At 34.1% G+C, this 18692-nt stretch carries 24 protein-coding genes; 22 read left to right on the top strand and 2 right to left on the bottom strand.

The window, feature by feature from the left end; genetic code table 11:
- Nucleotides 1-90: 90 nt before the first annotated feature.
- From THEBR_RS07395 to THEBR_RS07315, 17 genes are all read left to right on the top strand, one after another.
- Entirely contained in the window at nt 91-339 is a 249-nt protein-coding gene (locus tag THEBR_RS07395; RefSeq protein ID WP_004401665.1) for a DUF4321 domain-containing protein, read from the top strand.
- An 8-nt stretch (nt 340-347) separates the two neighbouring features.
- The gene (locus THEBR_RS07390) at nt 348-923 is read left to right on the top strand and encodes a Maf family protein (RefSeq protein ID WP_003866929.1); all 576 of its coding nucleotides are present in this window, start codon (nt 348-350) and stop codon (nt 921-923) included.
- Between the two features lie 34 nt (nt 924-957).
- On the top strand, nt 958-1638 hold the full coding sequence (gene radC, locus THEBR_RS07385) for a RadC family protein (protein WP_003866928.1): 681 nt from the start codon (nt 958-960) through the stop codon (nt 1636-1638).
- A 21-nt stretch (nt 1639-1659) separates the two neighbouring features.
- The gene (locus tag THEBR_RS07380) at nt 1660-2679 is read left to right on the top strand and encodes a rod shape-determining protein (protein ID WP_009052624.1); all 1020 of its coding nucleotides are present in this window, start codon (nt 1660-1662) and stop codon (nt 2677-2679) included.
- A 14-nt stretch (nt 2680-2693) separates the two neighbouring features.
- Nucleotides 2694-3527, top strand: a complete 834-nt coding sequence (gene mreC, locus THEBR_RS07375) for a rod shape-determining protein MreC (protein ID WP_003866926.1) — start codon at nt 2694-2696, stop codon at nt 3525-3527.
- A 6-nt stretch (nt 3528-3533) separates the two neighbouring features.
- Nucleotides 3534-4052 carry a rod shape-determining protein MreD gene (gene mreD / locus THEBR_RS07370; protein WP_003866925.1) on the top strand — a complete coding sequence of 173 codons (519 nt, stop codon included), beginning with the start codon at nt 3534-3536 and terminating at the stop codon, nt 4050-4052.
- Complete coding sequence (locus THEBR_RS07365) at nt 4049-6349, top strand: penicillin-binding protein 2 (protein ID WP_003866924.1); 2301 nt, start codon at nt 4049-4051, stop codon at nt 6347-6349. The genes mreD and THEBR_RS07365 overlap by 4 nt, the downstream gene beginning before the upstream one ends.
- 103 nt (nt 6350-6452) lie before the next feature.
- Entirely contained in the window at nt 6453-7097 is a 645-nt protein-coding gene (minC, locus tag THEBR_RS07360; RefSeq protein WP_003866923.1) for a septum site-determining protein MinC, read from the top strand.
- A 40-nt stretch (nt 7098-7137) separates the two neighbouring features.
- Nucleotides 7138-7932, top strand: coding sequence for a septum site-determining protein MinD (minD, locus tag THEBR_RS07355; RefSeq protein WP_003866922.1), 795 nt, complete (start codon nt 7138-7140; stop codon nt 7930-7932).
- A 21-nt stretch (nt 7933-7953) separates the two neighbouring features.
- Nucleotides 7954-8229: a cell division topological specificity factor MinE gene (minE, locus tag THEBR_RS07350; RefSeq protein ID WP_003866921.1), complete on the top strand. Its 276-nt coding sequence runs from the start codon at nt 7954-7956 to the stop codon at nt 8227-8229.
- 86 nt (nt 8230-8315) lie between these two features.
- Nucleotides 8316-9413 (top strand): rod shape-determining protein RodA, encoded by a 1098-nt coding sequence (gene rodA / locus THEBR_RS07345; RefSeq protein ID WP_003866920.1) that lies wholly within the window; start codon nt 8316-8318, stop codon nt 9411-9413.
- Nucleotides 9414-9424: 11 nt separating this feature from the next.
- A complete protein-coding gene (gene mgsA, locus THEBR_RS07340; protein WP_009052621.1) occupies nt 9425-9823 on the top strand; it encodes a methylglyoxal synthase in 399 nt (132 codons plus the stop codon).
- Between the two features lie 62 nt (nt 9824-9885).
- Nucleotides 9886-10635: a M23 family metallopeptidase gene (locus THEBR_RS07335; protein ID WP_009052620.1), complete on the top strand. Its 750-nt coding sequence runs from the start codon at nt 9886-9888 to the stop codon at nt 10633-10635.
- Complete coding sequence (locus tag THEBR_RS07330) at nt 10632-11486, top strand: M50 family metallopeptidase (protein ID WP_009052619.1); 855 nt, start codon at nt 10632-10634, stop codon at nt 11484-11486. Before THEBR_RS07335 ends, THEBR_RS07330 begins: the two co-directional genes overlap by 4 nt.
- Before the next feature lie 16 nt (nt 11487-11502).
- A complete protein-coding gene (locus THEBR_RS07325; protein WP_009052618.1) occupies nt 11503-13356 on the top strand; it encodes a TIGR03960 family B12-binding radical SAM protein in 1854 nt (617 codons plus the stop codon).
- The gene (locus THEBR_RS07320) at nt 13337-13990 is read left to right on the top strand and encodes a TIGR03936 family radical SAM-associated protein (RefSeq protein WP_012269437.1); all 654 of its coding nucleotides are present in this window, start codon (nt 13337-13339) and stop codon (nt 13988-13990) included. Before THEBR_RS07325 ends, THEBR_RS07320 begins: the two co-directional genes overlap by 20 nt.
- 7 nt (nt 13991-13997) lie before the next feature.
- Nucleotides 13998-15431: an Rne/Rng family ribonuclease gene (locus tag THEBR_RS07315; RefSeq protein WP_009052617.1), complete on the top strand. Its 1434-nt coding sequence runs from the start codon at nt 13998-14000 to the stop codon at nt 15429-15431.
- Between the two features lie 51 nt (nt 15432-15482).
- On the opposite strand, the gene queF is transcribed toward THEBR_RS07315, so the two are convergent.
- Nucleotides 15483-15884, bottom strand: coding sequence for a preQ(1) synthase (gene queF, locus THEBR_RS07310; RefSeq protein WP_003866912.1), 402 nt, complete (start codon nt 15882-15884; stop codon nt 15483-15485).
- A complete protein-coding gene (locus THEBR_RS07305) occupies nt 15874-16356 on the bottom strand; it encodes a QueT transporter family protein (RefSeq protein ID WP_003866911.1) in 483 nt (160 codons plus the stop codon). Before THEBR_RS07305 ends, queF begins: the two co-directional genes overlap by 11 nt.
- Nucleotides 16357-16901: 545 nt before the next feature.
- On the opposite strand from THEBR_RS07305, the gene THEBR_RS07295 reads away from it, so the two are divergent.
- From THEBR_RS07295 to THEBR_RS07275, 5 genes are all read left to right on the top strand, one after another.
- Nucleotides 16902-17273, top strand: coding sequence for a LapA family protein (locus THEBR_RS07295; RefSeq protein WP_003866910.1), 372 nt, complete (start codon nt 16902-16904; stop codon nt 17271-17273).
- A 187-nt stretch (nt 17274-17460) separates the two neighbouring features.
- Nucleotides 17461-17775, top strand: a complete 315-nt coding sequence (gene rplU, locus THEBR_RS07290; RefSeq protein WP_003866909.1) for a 50S ribosomal protein L21 — start codon at nt 17461-17463, stop codon at nt 17773-17775.
- A gap of 3 nt (nt 17776-17778) precedes the next feature.
- Nucleotides 17779-18117 (top strand): ribosomal-processing cysteine protease Prp, encoded by a 339-nt coding sequence (locus THEBR_RS07285; RefSeq protein ID WP_009052616.1) that lies wholly within the window; start codon nt 17779-17781, stop codon nt 18115-18117.
- The gene (rpmA, locus tag THEBR_RS07280) at nt 18114-18401 is read left to right on the top strand and encodes a 50S ribosomal protein L27 (RefSeq protein ID WP_003868116.1); all 288 of its coding nucleotides are present in this window, start codon (nt 18114-18116) and stop codon (nt 18399-18401) included. The genes THEBR_RS07285 and rpmA overlap by 4 nt, the downstream gene beginning before the upstream one ends.
- 60 nt (nt 18402-18461) lie before the next feature.
- Nucleotides 18462-18677, top strand: coding sequence for a Spo0B domain-containing protein (locus THEBR_RS07275; RefSeq protein WP_003868115.1), 216 nt, complete (start codon nt 18462-18464; stop codon nt 18675-18677).
- Nucleotides 18678-18692: the final 15 nt, after the last annotated feature.

The following is an 18692-nucleotide window of genomic DNA, read 5'->3' as shown; positions in this document are numbered from 1 at the left end:
AAAGTTAGTTATAGAAATGTATATAATTTGTGATATAATAAAAAAGAATGGTAGTTTATGAGGACAATACAACTTAAGGAGTGAAAGAAATTGAGAAGAGGTAAAAGTCCTTGGACATTGGTATTTTTAATTGTCGTAGGACTAATTTTAGGAGGTTTTTTAGGGGACCTATTGGCGCATTTTTTTAAAGAATTAGCTTATCAGCAAATAATAGGTATGAACAATCCTCTTACTTTGGATCTGAATTTTATTAAATTTTCCTTTCTGTTATCTGTTAAGATAAACATAGGGACTGTAGTAGGATTAATTCTTGCAATATACGCTTATTACAAAATGTAGGTGATAAAATGAAAATTGTCCTCGCTTCTAAATCGCCAAGAAGAAGAGAGTTACTTTCAAATTTAGGACTTGACTTTGAAGTGATCGAAAGTAATGTGGAGGAGTTTTCAAGTGAAAAGCATCCTTCAAGATATGTTATGGATTTATCTTTTAATAAAGCCATGTCAGTTGCTAAAAAATTAAAGGAAGAAGCTATAGTGATAGGTGCTGATACTATTGTGGTAATTGAAGATAAAGTTTTAGGGAAACCAAAGGATAGAGATGAAGCCTTTATCATGCTTAAAAACTTACAAGGAAGAGTTCATACAGTATATACAGGAATTACTATCGTTAGGACTAAAGATTTTAAATATGTAAGCGATTTTGAAGAGACAAAAGTTTGGATTAAAAAATTAGAAGATGAGGAAATTTTTAATTATATTGATACTGGCGAAGGTTATGATAAAGCTGGAGCATATGCCATACAAGGAGTTGGTGCTCTTATTGTTGAAAAGATTGAAGGAGATTATTTTAATGTGGTAGGTCTTCCGATTTCAAAGCTTTTTGATATTTTAAAAAGAGAGTTTGATGTGAGGTTACTTTGAAAGGGTGAAAGTATTGGGCAAGGATGCAAAAATCATGATAAAAGACTTGCCTTACGAAGAAAGACCCAGAGAAAGACTTATAAAACATGGGGCTCAAGTATTGTCAAATGTCGAGTTGATAGCTATAATAATAGGGACAGGAAGTAAAAGAGAAAGTGCCATTAGTTTAGCACAAAGGCTTATAATGGAAGATAGAGGGCTTAAATTCATTGTAGATTCAAGTGTAGAAAAGCTTGCCAGCATAAAAGGAATTGGTATAGCTAAGGCAGTAAAGCTAAAAGCTGCAGTAGAATTAGGACGTCGAATGATGTTATCTACGGGAAGTGATAGTTTTACAATAACATCGCCAGAAGATGTCATAAATTTGATGATGGATGAAATGAGGTATTTGACGAAAGAGCATTTTAAAGTGATAATGCTCAATGTAAAGAATAAAGTTATTGCGATAGAGACTATTTCTATAGGAAGTCTAAATACTTCCATTGTGCATCCAAGAGAAGTATTTAAGGCTGCAATTGAAAGGTCATCTTCCTCTATAATTTTGGTTCACAATCACCCCAGTGGAGACCCTACTCCTAGCAGAGAAGACATAGAAGTGACAAAAAGGTTGGTAGAAGGAGGAAATATACTGGGTATAAAAGTTTTAGATCATGTTATAATTGGAGATGGGAGAGGTATAAGTCTTAAAGAAAAAGGGTATTATGAGTTTGAATAAAATAGGAAGGAGTATACGCAAATGAGAGGATTTTCCAGAGATATTGGGATTGATTTAGGTACTGCTACAACTTTGGTATATGTACAAGGTAAAGGAATTGTTTTAAGAGAGCCATCCGTTGTGGCGATGAGGACAGATTCCAAGGCAATTCTTGCAGTTGGAGAAGAAGCAAAAAAAATGGTAGGTAGAACTCCTGGAAATATAATCGCTATAAGGCCTATGAGAGATGGTGTAATAGCCGATTTTGATATAACTAAGGCTATGTTGGATCACTTTATAAGTAAAGTTAATCCAAGAAAGGGATTATTTAGGCCTAGAGTTATAGTTGGTATACCTTCAGGGGTTACGGAAGTAGAGAAAAGAGCAGTTATTGAAGCAGCTTTACAAGCAGGGGCGAAAGAAGCTCATACAGTAGAAGAGCCTATGGCTGCAGCAATTGGTGCAGGTCTTCCTGTTGAAGAACCAACTGGAAGCATGGTTGTAGACATAGGGGGTGGTACCACAGATGTGGCTGTAATTTCTCTTGGAGGAATTGTTACCAGCAAGTCTTTGAGAGTTGGCGGAGATGAAATGGATGAAGCTATAATCAATTATATAAAGAGAGAATATAACCTCATGATAGGAGAAAGGACTGCAGAAGAGATAAAGATACAAATTGGTTCAGCTTTTCCAAAGCCAAAAGAGGAAACTATGGACATAAGAGGAAGAGATTTAGTGTCTGGTCTTCCTAAAACTTTAAAGATTACTTCAACTGAAATTTTGGAAGCTTTAAAAGATCCAATATCCAGCATAATTGAAGCTATAAAGATGACTCTTGAAAAGACTCCACCAGAGCTTGCAGCAGATATCATGGACAGAGGAATTATGTTAACAGGCGGTGGTGCTCTTTTGAGCGGCATAGACAAGCTCATAAGAGAGGAAACAGGAATGCCTGTACAAATAGCTGATCAGCCAACAGATTGTGTGGCACTTGGAGCAGGGAAAATTTTAGAGGAAAGTTCCCTCTTTAGGAGAGTTTTAAGTCCGGCAACTAGAGTTTGAGAGGTGTTATTGGCGTGCCACGCTTTTTTAGAAATAATAAGCAATTTATTTTGTTTTTTTTGATAGCCGTGGCGCTTATTGCCGCCATGGCTTATACTTATGGTACAGAAAGGTATGTTACTAAAGTAGAATCTATAGTTGGAACTGTTTTTACTCCCATTCAAAAAGTTTTCTATCAAATGGGAGAGGAAATTTCTAATTTCTTTTCTTCAATTAGTGAGATAGGTACTTTAAGGGCAACAAATGAAAAACTTCAAAAAGAAGTAGAAAAATTGAGAAAAGAAAATATTCAGTTACAGGAATTAATGAACGAAAATAAAAGGCTTAAAGAGGCTTTAAATTTTAAAACAGAAAATGTTGAACTAGATTTAAAACTTGCTACTATAACAGGAAAGAATTCAGGTAATTGGTTTAATATTTTTACTATTGATAAAGGCAAAAATGAGGGTATAAAACCTGGCATGGCAGTTTTAGATGAAAAAGGAAATATGGTAGGACAGATTACAGAAGTAGGAGACAATTGGGCAAAGGTATTAGCCATTATAGATAGAGATAGTTCTGTAAGTGCTGTAGCTGTGCGAACTCGTGATAATGGTGTGGTAAGAGGAGATTCAAACGGTGGACTTATCATGATATATCTTCCCTTAGATGCCGAATTGATAGAAGGTGACGTAGTAACTACTTCTGGTATGAGTAGATTCCCAAAAGGTTTGATAATAGGAAAAGTATCAAAAGTTACTCGAGATCCAGGTTCTTTGCTAAAACAAGCCGTCATAGAACCAGCTGCTGATTTTGAAAGATTGGAGTATGTGTTTGTAGTTACTAATACAACAAATACAGGGAAGTAGATTATTATGAGAAAAGTGTATAAATATTTATTGATTGTTTTGTTAATTGTTTTACAAGCAACTTTATTCAGATTTATAGATATTTTCGGTGTCAAACCAGATGCAGTTTTTATTGTAGTGCTAAGTTTTTCACTTTTAAACGGTTCTTGGGAAGCAATTTATTTAAGTCTTTTTGGTGGGCTTATTCAAGATATTCTTTTTAATAATGCTTTAGGGGTTACTACTTTTTCCTTGCTCATTGTCAGCTACATTACAGGACTTTTAAGCAAAAGTGTTTTTAAAGAAAGTTCTTTTGTGGCTTTTGTGTTTGTCTTTTTAGGAACCCTTCTTTATAACCTTGTAACGATGTTTTCAATGGTTTTGATGAAGTATGAGTTTAATTTCTTATTAGATTTTATGAATATCGCGATGATACAGGCGGTTTATAATTCTGTAATTACTGCTTTTGCCTATAGATATTTAGTTTCCTTTAACAGATATGTTAATGAAAATAAAGTAAATCTTTTTAGAAAAAGCAAATTTTGAAGGTGATATCATTGAATGAGAGCCTTAAAAAAAAGTTTTATACTTTTGGAGCCATTATCCTTGTTCTTCTTGTCGTTTTAGTTTCCCGCTTAATCTATTTACAGCTGATAAAGGGCGACTATTATAGAGAAATATCAATGCGCCAAGCAATTAGACGTATACCTATTGAGGCTCCTCGTGGAGAAATTGTTGATAGGTATGGAGTAAAATTAGCCACAAATAGACCAAGCTTTTCTGTAGATATTATAAAAGGAGAAGTGGTTGATAGTCATCTTAACGAGACTATATTAAAATTAATGAATATTTTGACGAAAAATAATGTAAAATATAAAGACGATTTGCCTATCTATTTAGATGAAAATGGAAATCCTTATTTCAATTTTAAAAATTCAGATGAAGTATCAGTAAAAGAAGAAACTTTAAAAGCTCGAGAAAAAGCCTGGAAAAAAGCTAATAACATACATGAAAATGCTACTGCTAAAGAGGCATGGGATATTTTAATAAAAAAATTTAAAATACCTAAGGATATGGATCCAATAGAAGCAAGAAAAATAATGGTTGTACGTCAATTAATGGAAGAACAAGGATATAATCAATATCAGCCAGTAGAAATAGCTGTGGACGTGGACCAAAAAACGATTGCTGAGATTGAGGAAAATCATTTAGAATTGCCAGGAATTATGATAAATGTAAAGCCTGTTAGATATTATCCTTATGAAACACTATTATCCCAAACTTTAGGATATATTGGTCGAATTACTCAAGAAGATTTAAAAAACTTGGATATGAGTAAATACAAACTTACAGATTTGGTTGGGCGTTCTGGCCTTGAAGCATTGTATGAAAAGTATTTAAGGGGGAAAGATGGTGGACAACAAGTAGTAGTAGATAATTATGGAAGATTAATAAAGAATTTAGGGACAGAACCTCCTGTACCAGGTGACACTATATTTTTAACCATTGACAAAAATATTCAAGAGGCGGCAGAACAATCTCTTATCACAACTATGCAAAATATAAGAGAGGGGAAATATGGCGAGTCATTTCCTGCTAATATTGGAGCAGCAGTGGTTGTAGATGTACACACAGGTAAAGTTTTAGCATTAGCCAATATCCCGGGTTATGATCCAAACATTTTTGCCACTGGCAATCCTCCTAAAGATGTAGTAAATGAACTTTTTAAATCAAGAGATGCTACTGTTGATCCAAGTCCTATTTTCAATTATGCAACTCAAGGAGCAGTACCTCCAGGATCTACCTTCAAGATGGCTGTTGCATTCGCAGCTTTAGACACGGGTGTCACAACGGTTGATGAAAAATATTTAGACCCAGGAATATATCCTTATACAGGACAACGTAACTGGGCGTGGCCACGGACACAAGGTTGGGTAAATGTTTCTGATGCAATTAAATATTCTACTAATACCTATTTTTTTGAAATGGGAAGAAGAATGGGAATAGATAAAATAGTCGAATATGCCAAGAAATTTGGTTTAGACCAAAAAACAGGAATAGAACTGTATGAAGCAAAAGGTGTTATTGCAAGTCCACAATATAAAAGAGAATATTATCTTGGGTTGATAAAATCAATGGTGAAAACAGATACAAATCCAGATGGAGTTATAACGGAAGAACAGTATCAAAAAATTGTAGAAATCATTGATAAAGGGAATTTGAGTGACTATAATACCTTTTTACAATTAGAAAAGATGGGTATAAAAGATACAAAGCTTCAAAAGAAGATATGGGAAATGATGTATTATGCAAAACATTGGAGCTTGACAAATACTTGTAGTGCGGCAATAGGTCAAGGTGATAATCAGTTTACTCCTTTACAAATTGCCAGTTATGTGTCTACATTAATAAATGGGGGGATTAGATATAGACTTCATTTAGTTGATAAAATTATATCCCCCGAAGGAAAAATTGTTGAAGAAACAAAACCAGAAGTTTTAGATAGAATTCATATTTCCAAGGAATACCTCGATGCTATAAAGTTAGGTATGAAAGGAGTAACCGAAAGAGGAGGTACTGCAAGCGGTGCTTTTCACAATTTCCCTATTCCTGTAGGAGGCAAGACAGGTACTGCAGAAGCAGTTAGAAGGGCTAATTATGCTTGGTTTGTTGGTTTTGCCCCTTATGATGATCCTCAAATAGTTGTAGTTGTGGTTATATACCAAGGAGGACATGGTTCTTACGCAGGTTATGTAGCGAGAGATATTTTTGATGCTTATTTTGGACTGAGTAAAAATAATACAGGTGAAACCTTCAATGTGATAAATTTGCCTATAAGATGATTTTGGGGTGAGGATGTTTTATCCTCTTTTTTTCTTTAACAAGAAGGAAAATTACGATTTATGGAGAATATAGATAATAACGAGGGTTTTACGGAGGTAGATTATGATAAAAGAAGCAATAAAAATTCAAGGGACAAAAGAAGGGCTGGTAATTGTATTAGAAGAGGATGTAGATATTGAAACACTAAAAGAGAAAATAGTGAATAGAATTGAGAAATCTCTTAAATTTTTTGAGGGTGCAACTCTTACTGTGAGAGTAAAAAGTTTAAGCGTCAAAGAAGAGAAATTACAAGAATTAAAAGACGTTATTTTTGAAAAATACGGTATTGAGGTGCGGATAAAAAATTTTCAAGAAAAGCATATAAAAAATGTGACAGATGACGAAATATTTAATGGGTTAGAAGAGGGGATAACAAAATTTCATAAAGGTACTGTCAGATCAGGACAGGTTGTGAAATACCATGGTAATCTTGTAATAATTGGAGATGTGAATCCTGGAGGATTAGTACAAGCTGCCGGTAATATAGTTGTTATGGGGACGTTGAGGGGAATAGCTCATGCGGGATTTACTGGCAATAAAGAGGCTGTAATCGTAGCTTCTTCCCTAAGAGCAATGCAGCTTAGAATAGCTAATGTTATTTCCAGGGCTCCAGATAAAGATGATGCTAGTGATTATCCCGAAATTGCAGTTGTTAAAAAAGGTAAAATTATTGTAAAGCCTCTTTACCATCTCAATGATTTGTGGTAAAATATTCTAAAAAATAATATTAATGGAATGGAGTGGTATGATGAGCGAAGCAATAGTTATAACTTCTGGAAAAGGTGGAGTTGGGAAAACTACTTCTACTGCGAATATTGGTACATACATTGCTATGAAAGGTTATAAAGTTGCTTTAGTTGATACTGATATAGGTTTAAGAAATCTTGATGTAGTGATGGGATTAGAAAATAGAATTGTGTATGATATCGTTGATGTAGTAGAGGGGCAGTGCAGATTAAAGCAAGCTTTGATAAAGGATAAAAGGTTTGATGGGCTATATCTTTTACCTGCTGCCCAAACAAGAGATAAATCTGCTGTTACTCCAGAGCAAATGCAAAAATTAATAGGAGATTTAAAAGAGGAATTTGACTATATATTAGTAGATTGTCCTGCAGGTATTGAACAAGGATTTAAAAATGCAATTGCAGGTGCTGATAGAGCAATTGTCATAACTACACCAGAAGTTTCAGCGGTTAGGGATGCTGATAGAATTATAGGACTTTTGGAGGCGGCGGAACTTCATGATCCTATGTTAGTTATAAACAGGATTAAGATGGATATGGTAAAAAGAGGAGATATGATGGATATTGAAGATATTATAGATATTTTAGCTATTGACCTTTTAGGTGTAATTCCTGATGATGAAAATATAATTATTTCTTCCAATAAAGGTGAACCAATTGTTATGGATGAAAGGTCATTGGCTGGACAAGCCTATAGAAATTTGGTGGAAAGACTTTTAGGGAATAATGTGCCTTTAATTAACCTTGATGTAGGAAATGGATTTATGGATAGACTCAAAAAGCTTTTTAAGCTGGCTTAGCGCTTTTAGGAGGTGTGATTTGTGGATTTATTTAAATCTTTTGGAGGGAAAAACAACAGTAAAAATATAGCAAAAGAGAGGTTGCAACTTTTATTGGTGCATGATAGGGCGGATGTTTCTCCTAAATTTTTGGAGATGATAAAAGAAGACATATTAAATGTCATTTCTAATTACGTGGATATTGATGAAGCAGGATTAAATGTAGAAATTACAAAAGAAAAAAGAAGTGATAATACCTATATACCTGCTCTTCATGCGAATATTCCTATAAAGAAAATGAAACAGGTGATAAGATAACTGGCCTTGAGCCAGTTTTTTTGTATAGTGAAAATTTCATTTGTATGGTATAATACAAGTTGAATTGCTGAAAAGAGGGGATTAAAATGTTTGATAAAAAACTTTTAAAAAATTTTGACTGGGGATTGTTAATAGTTGTACTTTTAATATGTGTATATAGTGTTATTGTTGTGACAAGTGCCTCTCACACACTTCAAACAGGCTCTTACAGAAAAGTTATTATCCAAATTGCGGCAATTTTAGTAGGGCTTATTTCTATCGCTCTAATATGTCTTTTTGATTATAATACCCTTGCTAAGTTTTCTACTTTTATATATATTCTCAACCTTTTTGGTCTTGTGTTAGTTTTAGCCATAGGAAAGGAAAGTAAGGGTGCACAAAGCTGGATAAGTTTAGGGCCTGTGAATATTCAACCTTCCGAATTTTCTAAGTTGGCATTAGTGTTAACTTTGGCGAATATGTTTAGTAAGATGGAAGAAATAAAGACTTTTAAAGAGCTTTTGTGGCCAATGGCTTATTTAGGGATTCCTTTTGTTGCAGTGATGTTGCAGCCGGATTTAGGGACAGGGCTTGTATTTATCGCAATTTTTTTAGCCATAGTATATATTTCGGGGATAAGGACAAAGGTATTGGCACAGCTTTTTGCTTTAGGAATTGCCCTGCTGCCTATTGGATACAAACTATTAAAACCTTACCAGAGAAATAGACTTTTATCCTTTTTAAATCCGGAACTGGACCCGATGGGAACAGGTTACCATGTGATTCAGTCTAAAATTGCTATCGGTTCAGGAATGTTTTGGGGGAAGGGGCTTTTTGACGGAAGCCAAACTCAGCTCTATTATCTTCCCGAAGCATGGACAGACTTTATTTTTTCTGTTGTAGGGGAAGAATTAGGGTTTATAGGGGCATCTATACTAATAGTTCTCTATGCTATTATGTTGTATAGAGCTTGGAAGATTGCTTATAATGCTAAGGATAAATATGGTATGCTGGTGGCTGTAGGAATTATTGCTATGTTTACATTTCATATCTTTGAAAATATAGGGATGACTATTGGGATAATGCCAATCACAGGTATTCCTCTTCCCTTTATGAGCTATGGTGGAAGTGCAATGGTAGCGAATATGATGGCAATAGGACTTTTAGAAAATATAAGCATGAGAAGGCAAAAGATAAACTTTTAGGGGGAATTTCCATGAATATAGCTTTGATAGCCCATGACCAAAAAAAAGAACTTATGGTGAATTTCGCAATTGCCTACAAGCATATCTTTGAAAAATGCAATATATACGCAACAGGCCATACAGGACAACTTATCAAGGAGGCGACAGGCCTAAATGTAAATTGCCTTTTACCTGGCCCTCTTGGTGGAGACCAGCAGATTGGTGCAATGATTGCTGAAAATAAGATTGATATGGTGATTTTTTTAAGAGACCCACTTACGGCTCAACCCCATGAACCAGATATTTTGGCTCTGCTTAGAGTTTGTGATGTACATTCTATTCCATTGGCAACTAATATAGCTACTGCAGAAGTTTTATTGAAGGGGATGGAGCAAGGACTTTTAGAGTGGAGAGAAATAGAAGATAAATAAAATAATTTATCATAATAATGCCTCCTTCAAAATAAAATGTAACATAGAAGGAGGCATATATCATGAAATACCAACGAATTCCTTATTATTTTCCCAAAAAATTTAGTACTTACAAAAAGTATACAGAGCTGTTTGAAAATCAATTAATTATATCATTAATTTTACTAGGAATGATTTTACTTTTTAAAGCAGTTGACGTGCCTATAGCCAACTCTTTTATAAATGCTACTAAAAGTGTGCTAAGTTATGATATGAATTACGAAAACACAAAGAAAGGTTTAAAATTAGTTCAAAGTAAGATTCCTTGGCTCAAAGAGAGTGTGATAAAAGTTTTTTCTCCTACTGAAGAAAAAACTTCAGAAAATAAAACTTCTTCTGAGGTTTCTCAGGCTTTTATCAAAATGATTGCACCTATTAGTGGAAAGGTAACCTCTGGCTTTGGAATGAGGATTGATCCCATTACAAATCAATTGACAAATCATACTGGTATTGATATAGATGCTCCTATTGGAATAGAAGTGAAAGCAGCATTAGATGGGGTAGTAATGTTAGTGGATGAGCAAAACCAGGATTTTGGAAAAGTCATAGTTTTAAGGCATGCTAATGATGTAAGGACCGTATATGCTCATTTATCAGAAATTTTAGTGAAAGAAGGAGACCAAGTAAAACAAGGGGATATAATTGGAAAGACAGGCGATACTGGAAAAGCCACTGCTCCTCACTTGCATTTTGAAGTTTGGGAAAATGGCAAGCCAGTAGACCCCTTGACAAAGGTTGTTATAGGGGATGTTGCCAGTGAAGGCGCAAAATGAAATTTAGACGGATCGAAGTAAAAATACATTTTTCTACTTTTGTATTTGCATTACTTTTAATTGCGACGGGATTTATAAAAGAATTAATTGCTATTTTTGCTACAGTTTTTGTTCACGAATGGGGACACATTTATATTGCCAAGAAACTGAAAGTAGAGGTATTACAAGTCAATATCTATCCTTTTGGAGGAATTGCTCTTTTGGACAGCGTAGTGTTTATAAGGCCAGACTTAGAAGTGCTAGTTGCACTGGCAGGACCTATGTCCAATATTTTTTTTGCTTTTTTTGGAGAATTTATTTCACAAGTTTTACAAATAGAAATGGATTATTTTATAAAAACTAATATTGTAATGGCTTTTTTTAACCTACTTCCAGGGCTTCCTTTGGATGGAGGACGAATTTTAAAAAGTGTTTTGTCGTATTTTATTAGCCTAAGAAGTGCTATTGCGACTGCTGTTTTTTCTTCCTATGTTATTTCTCTCGTTATGTTATATCTCGTTCTAAAAGACATATTCAATTGGAAGCTAAATGTTGTTTATGCTTTTTTATCGGTGCTATTAGTAGTCGCGGCAAATAAAGAGAAAAAGGCATCAGCTTTTTTGCAAATGAGAGATCTTTTTAGGAAAAAAGCAGAGTTCTATAAAAAAGGATTGATGGGGGTACATCATATAGCAGTATTAGAAAAGGAGACAATTGTAAATGTTATAAAAAGTTTTATACCTGCTAAATACCATGTTATAATAATATTAGACGACAAATTTAGGGAAAAATATAGAATAACCGAGACTCAGCTTTTTGAATATGCGGTAGAACATGGATTGTATTTACCAATTGGTGAGATTATAAAATGACTATGGAGGAAGGAAAATGAATAACTTAAAGGATAAAATAGATGCTTTGCTTATGAAAGTAAGCAAACCTACAAGATACACAGGAGGAGAATTAAATTCTTCTATAAAAAATCCGGAGGAAGTCAAAGTAAGGTTTGCCTTTGCTTTTCCGGATGTATATGAAGTGGGAATGTCTCATTTGGGACTACGAATTTTATACCATCTTTTAAACAAAAGAGAAGACGTATATTGTGAAAGGGTTTTTGCGCCATGGTTGGATATGGAAAAACTCATGAGGGAAAATAACATTCCTCTTTTTAGTTTAGAGACAAAAACCCCATTAGATAAATTTGACTTTATAGGTTTTACTCTTCAGTATGAGTTAAGTTATACAAATGTAATAAATATGCTTAATTTAGCGGGTATTCCTATCCTATCAAGAGAGAGGAAAGGGTTACCTTTTGTCATTGCTGGTGGACCCTGTGCGTATAACCCTGCTCCTTTATCTGACGTTATTGACTTTTTTGTAATGGGAGAAGGAGAAGAGGTTATAAATGAAATTATTGACGCTTATATAGATTGGAAGAAAAAAAGAGGAGAAAGAGAAGAATTTTTACAAATTGTTTCTCAAATCAAAGGAGTATATGTTCCTAAGTACTATATAGAAGTATACAATCAAGATGGAACAATAAAAGAGATAAGGACTATTAAAAAAGGAGTGCCCGAAAAGGTAAAGAAAAGAATAGTTAAAGATTTTGAAAATGTGTATCATCCTGAGGAGCAAATTGTTCCTTTTATGGACATAGTTCACGATAGAATAATGTTAGAAATCTTTAGAGGTTGTACACGAGGATGCAGATTTTGTCAAGCTGGCATGATATATAGGCCAGTGAGGGAAAAATCAAAGGAAAAAATTTTAGATTTAGCGGACAAGCTTATAAAATCTACAGGGTATGAGGAAATATCTTTAACTTCTTTAAGTACTTGTGATTATTCTCAAATTGAAGACTTAGTCAAAAAACTGATTGAGAAATATAAGGATAAAGGAGTTGGAGTTTCTATACCCTCTACACGGGTAGACGCTGTATCTATAAATTTGCTGAAAGAAATACAAAAGGTTAGAAAAACAGGTCTTACTTTAGCACCAGAAGCTGGCACACAAAGACTTAGAGATGTAATTAATAAAGGGATTACAGAGGAAAATATTCTAGAGGCGACAAAAGAGGCTTTTTCTGCAGGATGGACAAATGTCAAACTTTATTTTATGATTGGTCTTCCTACAGAGACGATGGAAGATGTAGAGGGGATAGTGGATTTGGCTTATAAAATAGTAGATAATTACAAAGAAGTAAAAGGGAATGTGAAGAATTTAAAAGTCACCATAAGCACTTCTACTTTTGTACCTAAACCTTTTACACCTTTTCAGTGGACGGCTCAAAACAGCATTAAAGAAATAATGGAAAAGCAAGATTTGCTAAAAAAGAAACTTAAGAGTAAAGTGTTAAAGTACAACTGGCACAATCCTTATATGAGTTTTTTAGAAGCTGTTATTTCGAGAGGAGATAGAAAAGTAGGAAAAGCTATAATAAAAGCGTGGGAAAAAGGATGCAAATTTGACGGATGGGAAGAATATTTTAATTATGACAAATGGGAAAAGGCTTTTAAGGAAGCAGGTGTAAATCCTCATTTTTATGCTAACAGAGAAAGAAGTTTAGAAGAAGTATTTCCATGGGATGTAATAGACGTTGGGGTAGATAAAAGATATTTGATTAGAGAATATAAAAAATCTCAAGAAGGAAGAATTACACCTGACTGCAGGCTCTATTGTACAGGTTGTGGAGTAAAGGATTTTGATGAGGGGGTAGTGTGTTTTGAAGCGCCTCAGAAATAAGTATATAAAAGATGAAAGAGTCAAATTTATTTCCCATTTAGACCTTTTGCGAGTATTTCAAAGGGCTTTGAGAAGAGCCGATATAAAAGTCGCTTTTTCACAAGGATTTAATCCCCATCCTAAAATTTCTTTTGGGCCTGCTCTTATAGTAGGTGCGACGACAGAGGGGGATTATATGGATATAGATTTGGAAGAAGATATTTCTCCTGAAGAATTCAGAAAAAAGATGAACAAAGTGTTACCACCTGGTATTGAAATTGTGGAAAGCTATGAGGTAGAATTAAATGATGCGCTTTCTACAAAAATAAAAGCAGCAGAGTATATTTTGCAAGTCAATGTTAAAAAAAGTATTAAATATATTCAAAATAAAATAGAAGAATTTATGAGAAAAGATATAATTGAAATAGAAAAAGAGAGTAAAAGTGGCAGAAAAATGGTAAATATAAGACCTTGTATTTTGGAATTAAAGGTAATTGAAGAGGCAGAAGATTATTTGAAATTTTATATAAAATTAAAATTAGAAGAGGGAGCTCCTAATCCTTTACATTTATTAAAGGCTTTAAACGACTATTTAGGAAATTTATTTGATATAGACTCTTATAAACTTCACAGAAAAAATATGATTTTAGAATAAGTACGGGGTGAAAATTTTGAAAAGACTTATATTGGATATTGATGAAAATTTGAGCCAAATTGCTTTATTAGAAAATGGGAAGCTAAAGGAGTACCATCCAGAGAAAAGAGATGGAAAAAATATTTTGGGAAATATTTATAAAGGTAAGATTCAAAATGTTTTAAAAGGTATGCAGGCAGCCTTTGTAGATATTGGAATTGGCAAGAACGCTTTTTTATTTTTTGACGATGTGCTTTTTCAACAAGAAAATTTACCCAAAAGCATTACACAAGTTTTAAAACCAGGCCAACCAATAATGGTTCAAGTATCAAAAGAGGCAGTAGGCATGAAAAATCCCAGAGTCACTGCTAATATTTCTTTGCCGGGGAAATATGTAGTTTTAATGCCTAATGTCGACTACATTGGAATTTCTCATAGGATTGAAGAAGAAGTGGAGAGAAAGAGGCTTCAGGAAATTGTAAAAAAATTAAAACCTGAGGGTATAGGGATAATTGTCAGAACAGCTGCGTTGGAGGCGACAGAACAGCAAATACGGGAGGATTTAGAAGAATTAATTCGCTTATATGAGAAAATACAAAAAGATTTTCAAAATGCTCCCCTTCCTTCTTTGATATACAAAGAAGAGGATTTTGCAATTAAGTATTTGAGGGATTTGCTTTCTGATGAGGTAGATGAAATTGTGGTAAACGACAAAGAAGAGTATGAGAACATAAAAAGATATTTAAAAAATGTAGGAAAGGAAAATATTTCAGTTACTTATGAAGAAGGAGACTTACTGGGGATTTATGGAGCAGATTTTCAAGTTGATAAATTGTTAGAAAAAAAGGTGTGGCTAAAAAGTGGGGGCTTTGTAATAATAGACCAAACAGAAGCTCTTACTGTAATTGATGTAAACACAGGAAAGTACGTAGGAAAATCTTCTTTAGAGGAGACAATATACAAGACCAATCTTGAAGCAGCTGAAGAAATTGCCCTGCAGCTTAAGTTAAGGGATATTGGTGGAATAATTATTATTGATTTTATAGACATGAAAAATGAAAATTTTAAAAGGGATTTGCTGGAGTTTTTCAAAAGAGAACTCCAAAAAGACAGGACAAAATGCACTGTATTAGGGTATACTCAATTAGGACTTGTTGAGATGACAAGGAAAAGGGTGAGGTCGCAAGTAGGCTCATACCTTAAAGAAAAATGTCCTATATGTGAAGGAGAAGGGATGGTTTATTCAACTGAGTACATCTACAGAAGATTAAGGAATAATATAGAGAGAGTGTTGCGGCATGTAAATGCGCGAAAAATCTACATAAAAGGGAATGATAAAGTTGTTAAAATCGCGTCAGAAAAAGGAATTATAAAATTTTACAAAGAGAAATTTAATGTAGATCTCGAACTTGTTGTTGACAATAATAAAAAATATGGCCATTTTGAGATAGAATTTGAATGAAGAATCAAATTTAAAAAAGCTGCCCAATGGAATTTTTGGGCAGCTTTATATCTACTTTTCTTTTTCATATTTTGCCACAATTCTCGTGGCTATTCCACCTCTTTCTTGAAATTCGCCTATTATTTCCATAAATTTTGGCTGTAGAAGTTCAACTAAGTCATCTAAAATCCTATTTATAGCATGTTCTTGCAGTATGCCTACATTTCTATAGGAGGTGAGATAATACTTTAAAGATTTAAGTTCTACTAATTTTTTAGAAGGTATATATCTTATTGTGAGTTTTGCATTGTCAGGTAATCCTGTCCAAGGGCAGACGGAAGAAAACTCATTAGTTATATATTCTACAATTGTATTTTTTTCAGGGTATTCATATTCAATGGATTCTAAAACTTCTTTGTCGATCTTTTCATAACCGTAAGTGTCAAATCTTCTTTCTTTATATTTATCTGTCAAATTTCACAGCTCCTTTCTTTTCAATTATAAAAAGCAGAAAATATCCAGTTACAAGAAGTACAGTCTCAGCCAATCCTACGCTTAAGAAAGTTGGAATAAATGGTATATTGGCAGAGACATTTAAGGTGATTCCTACCGATGCAGCAATCCAAAGAGCTACAAATACAGCCCCTACCAATTTGTGAGTAACTCTTCCAATGTAGTATCCAATTGTACAACCGATTAAGTTTGAGAGAGGCATAAAAATTAGCTCCATTGTGCCAGCAAATGGGCTAAACAAATTTGCAAAAAAATTTCCTATCATCATGGAAATAGCATATTTTTTGTTGAATACTACAATGGATTTTGTAATTTCCCCTACGCGAAACTGAAGGGGTAAAAAAGAAATGGAAGAAAATATAACTGTGAGTACAAAATAAATTGCCGCGACCAGAGCAATTTCTGCTAGATCTTTTATTCTTTTTTTGGACACAAAATTACCTCCTTTGTTTTGTTAACTGGGGTTACTGCGACCCAGGTGAGCATTTTGCTCACTATAATCAATTTTAACACAACTACTGGAGTAGTTTCAACATAAAAACTTTTTCTCGTTCGTGTCAAGAATTAGTAGGTGACGCATTCAGCTGACATTTTGCACAAGAGAAGCGACTTGACAGAGCAGTTGCTAAACTCAGCGAGACCGAAAGACGTAGGCGGGGCCGGAGGCAAGGATGCCGGAGGCTGGCCCCTGAGGCAAGGACGCCGAATGGGCCAGGAACCCCGCCGGAGTCCGAGGTTAAGCGCTAGTTTAGCCTGCGATGTCACCGGAGCGAGCTGGCAAAATGTCAGCTACTTAGCCTTACCTACTGAAATTTTACACGGACAGTTTTTCTCTCAATCAAATGATAAAAGTTAAGAATGATGTTTTATTATTATCGAAAAATTTATAATTTTTATTGACAATAATAATTTGTATAATTTATCATAAAGGTAGAAAGGTGTTAATGAGTGTTACTGAAGATGGGGGAGGTGAATTTTGTGAAGGGGCAATATTATACAATATTAGCTTTGATATTCGCAATTATAGTAGCGATTTTTGCTATTTCTAATGCTGGACCTGTGGATATAAGTTTTTTGTATTGGCATTATTCAATTTCTCAAGCTTTAGTAATTTTATTGTCAGCAGCTATTGGAGCTATAATTGTGGGGACAATAGGTTTGTTTGGACAAATTCGCTATAGCGTAACGATAAGAGGACTTAACAATAGGATAAAAGAGTTGGAAAAAGAAAAGGAAGAATTGAATCAAAAGGTTATAGAATTACAAAACTATAAATTAGCGGAAGAAAAAACAAAAGAACAAAGCGATGCCAAGGAAGAGGAGGAAGAAAAAGGAACACAAACTCTTTAGTCGATTTGGCACTTGGTGAAGACATATTTACTACCCAATTCGTTTTTGAGGCGGAAATAAAAGGTACTTGCTTTTTTAATTGACAAGTGATATTTTATTATGTTAAAATATCACTTGTGGCCGCTCAGGACGGGTTTTTAAATTTTTACCTTGTTTCCTGGCGAGACTGGATGGAGGAGGTGCAAAAATGTACGCAATAATCGAAACTGGTGGAAAACAGTATATGGTTCGTGAAGGAGATGTTCTTGTAGTAGAAAAGTTAAATTATCCAGAAGGGGAAGTTATTTCTTTTGACAAAATTTTGGCTGTGTCAAAAGAGGATGGTAATGTAGAGTTTGGCAAACCATATTTAGAAAATGTTAAGGTGAATGCCAAGATTATAGAGCATGGCAAAGGGCCAAAAATAAGAGTTTTTAAGTATAAGCCCAAAAAAAATTATAGAAGAAGACAAGGACATCGTCAACCTTATACAAAAGTACAGATTGAAAAAATAGTTCAGTAAGCCATGATTAGAGTAGAAATATTGAGAGATTCAAAAGGGAATATTTATAAATTTAATATAAAAGGACATGCAGGTTTCGATGAGTATGGAAAGGACATCATATGTGCAGCTGTTTCTGCTATATCTCAGACAGCGGTGCTGGGAATAGAGGCGTTAAAAACTGTTAAGATAAAGAAAAAAATAGAAAGTGGCGATTTGCAGATTGACATTATTGATAAAGGTTTGCCAGAAGATGATATACAACTAAAAGCTATTCTGGAGACTATGGTTTTAGGCCTTAAAGATATTGAAGCGGATTATCCTGAATATGTAAGGGTTATGGATAGGAGGTGTGAAGAATGAAACTCCAACTTTTTGCTCATAAAAAAGGTGTGGGAAGTTCCAGAAATGGCCGTGATAGTGAATCTAAGCGTTTGGGAGTAAAAAGGGCAGATGGCCAATTTGTATTAGCTGGTAATATCCTTGTAAGGCAAAGAGGAACTAAAATTCATCCAGGTGTAAATGTAGGCAAAGGGAAAGATGATACACTTTTTGCATTAATTGATGGGTATGTTACTTTTGAAAGAAAAGGACGTGACAAAAAACAAGTAAGTGTTTATCCGGAAAGAAAAGTTGCACAGAATTAAATCCTGGTTTATACCAGGATTTTTTCATAAATAATAATAAAAAAAGAAAGTGGTGAAAAAATGGTGTCAGATGTGGAGTTATTGGTAGACTACATCAAAAGAAGCAGACATGAGCTTTTAAATGATTTACAATTGGTATTAGGCTATGCTCAACTAGGGAAATTAGAGAAAGTGATTGAATCTCTCCACATTACTATTGACCACCTTAATAGAGAAAGAGATATCTTTAATTCTGAAAATGCACAGGAAATTATAAAGAAGCTATTAAAAGAGTAAAAAAATACGAGAAGT

It is taken from the genome of Thermoanaerobacter brockii subsp. finnii Ako-1, from assembly GCF_000175295.2.
GTDB lineage: Bacteria > Bacillota > Thermoanaerobacteria > Thermoanaerobacterales > Thermoanaerobacteraceae > Thermoanaerobacter > Thermoanaerobacter pseudethanolicus.
This window is presented reverse-complemented; position numbering and strand designations above follow the sequence as displayed.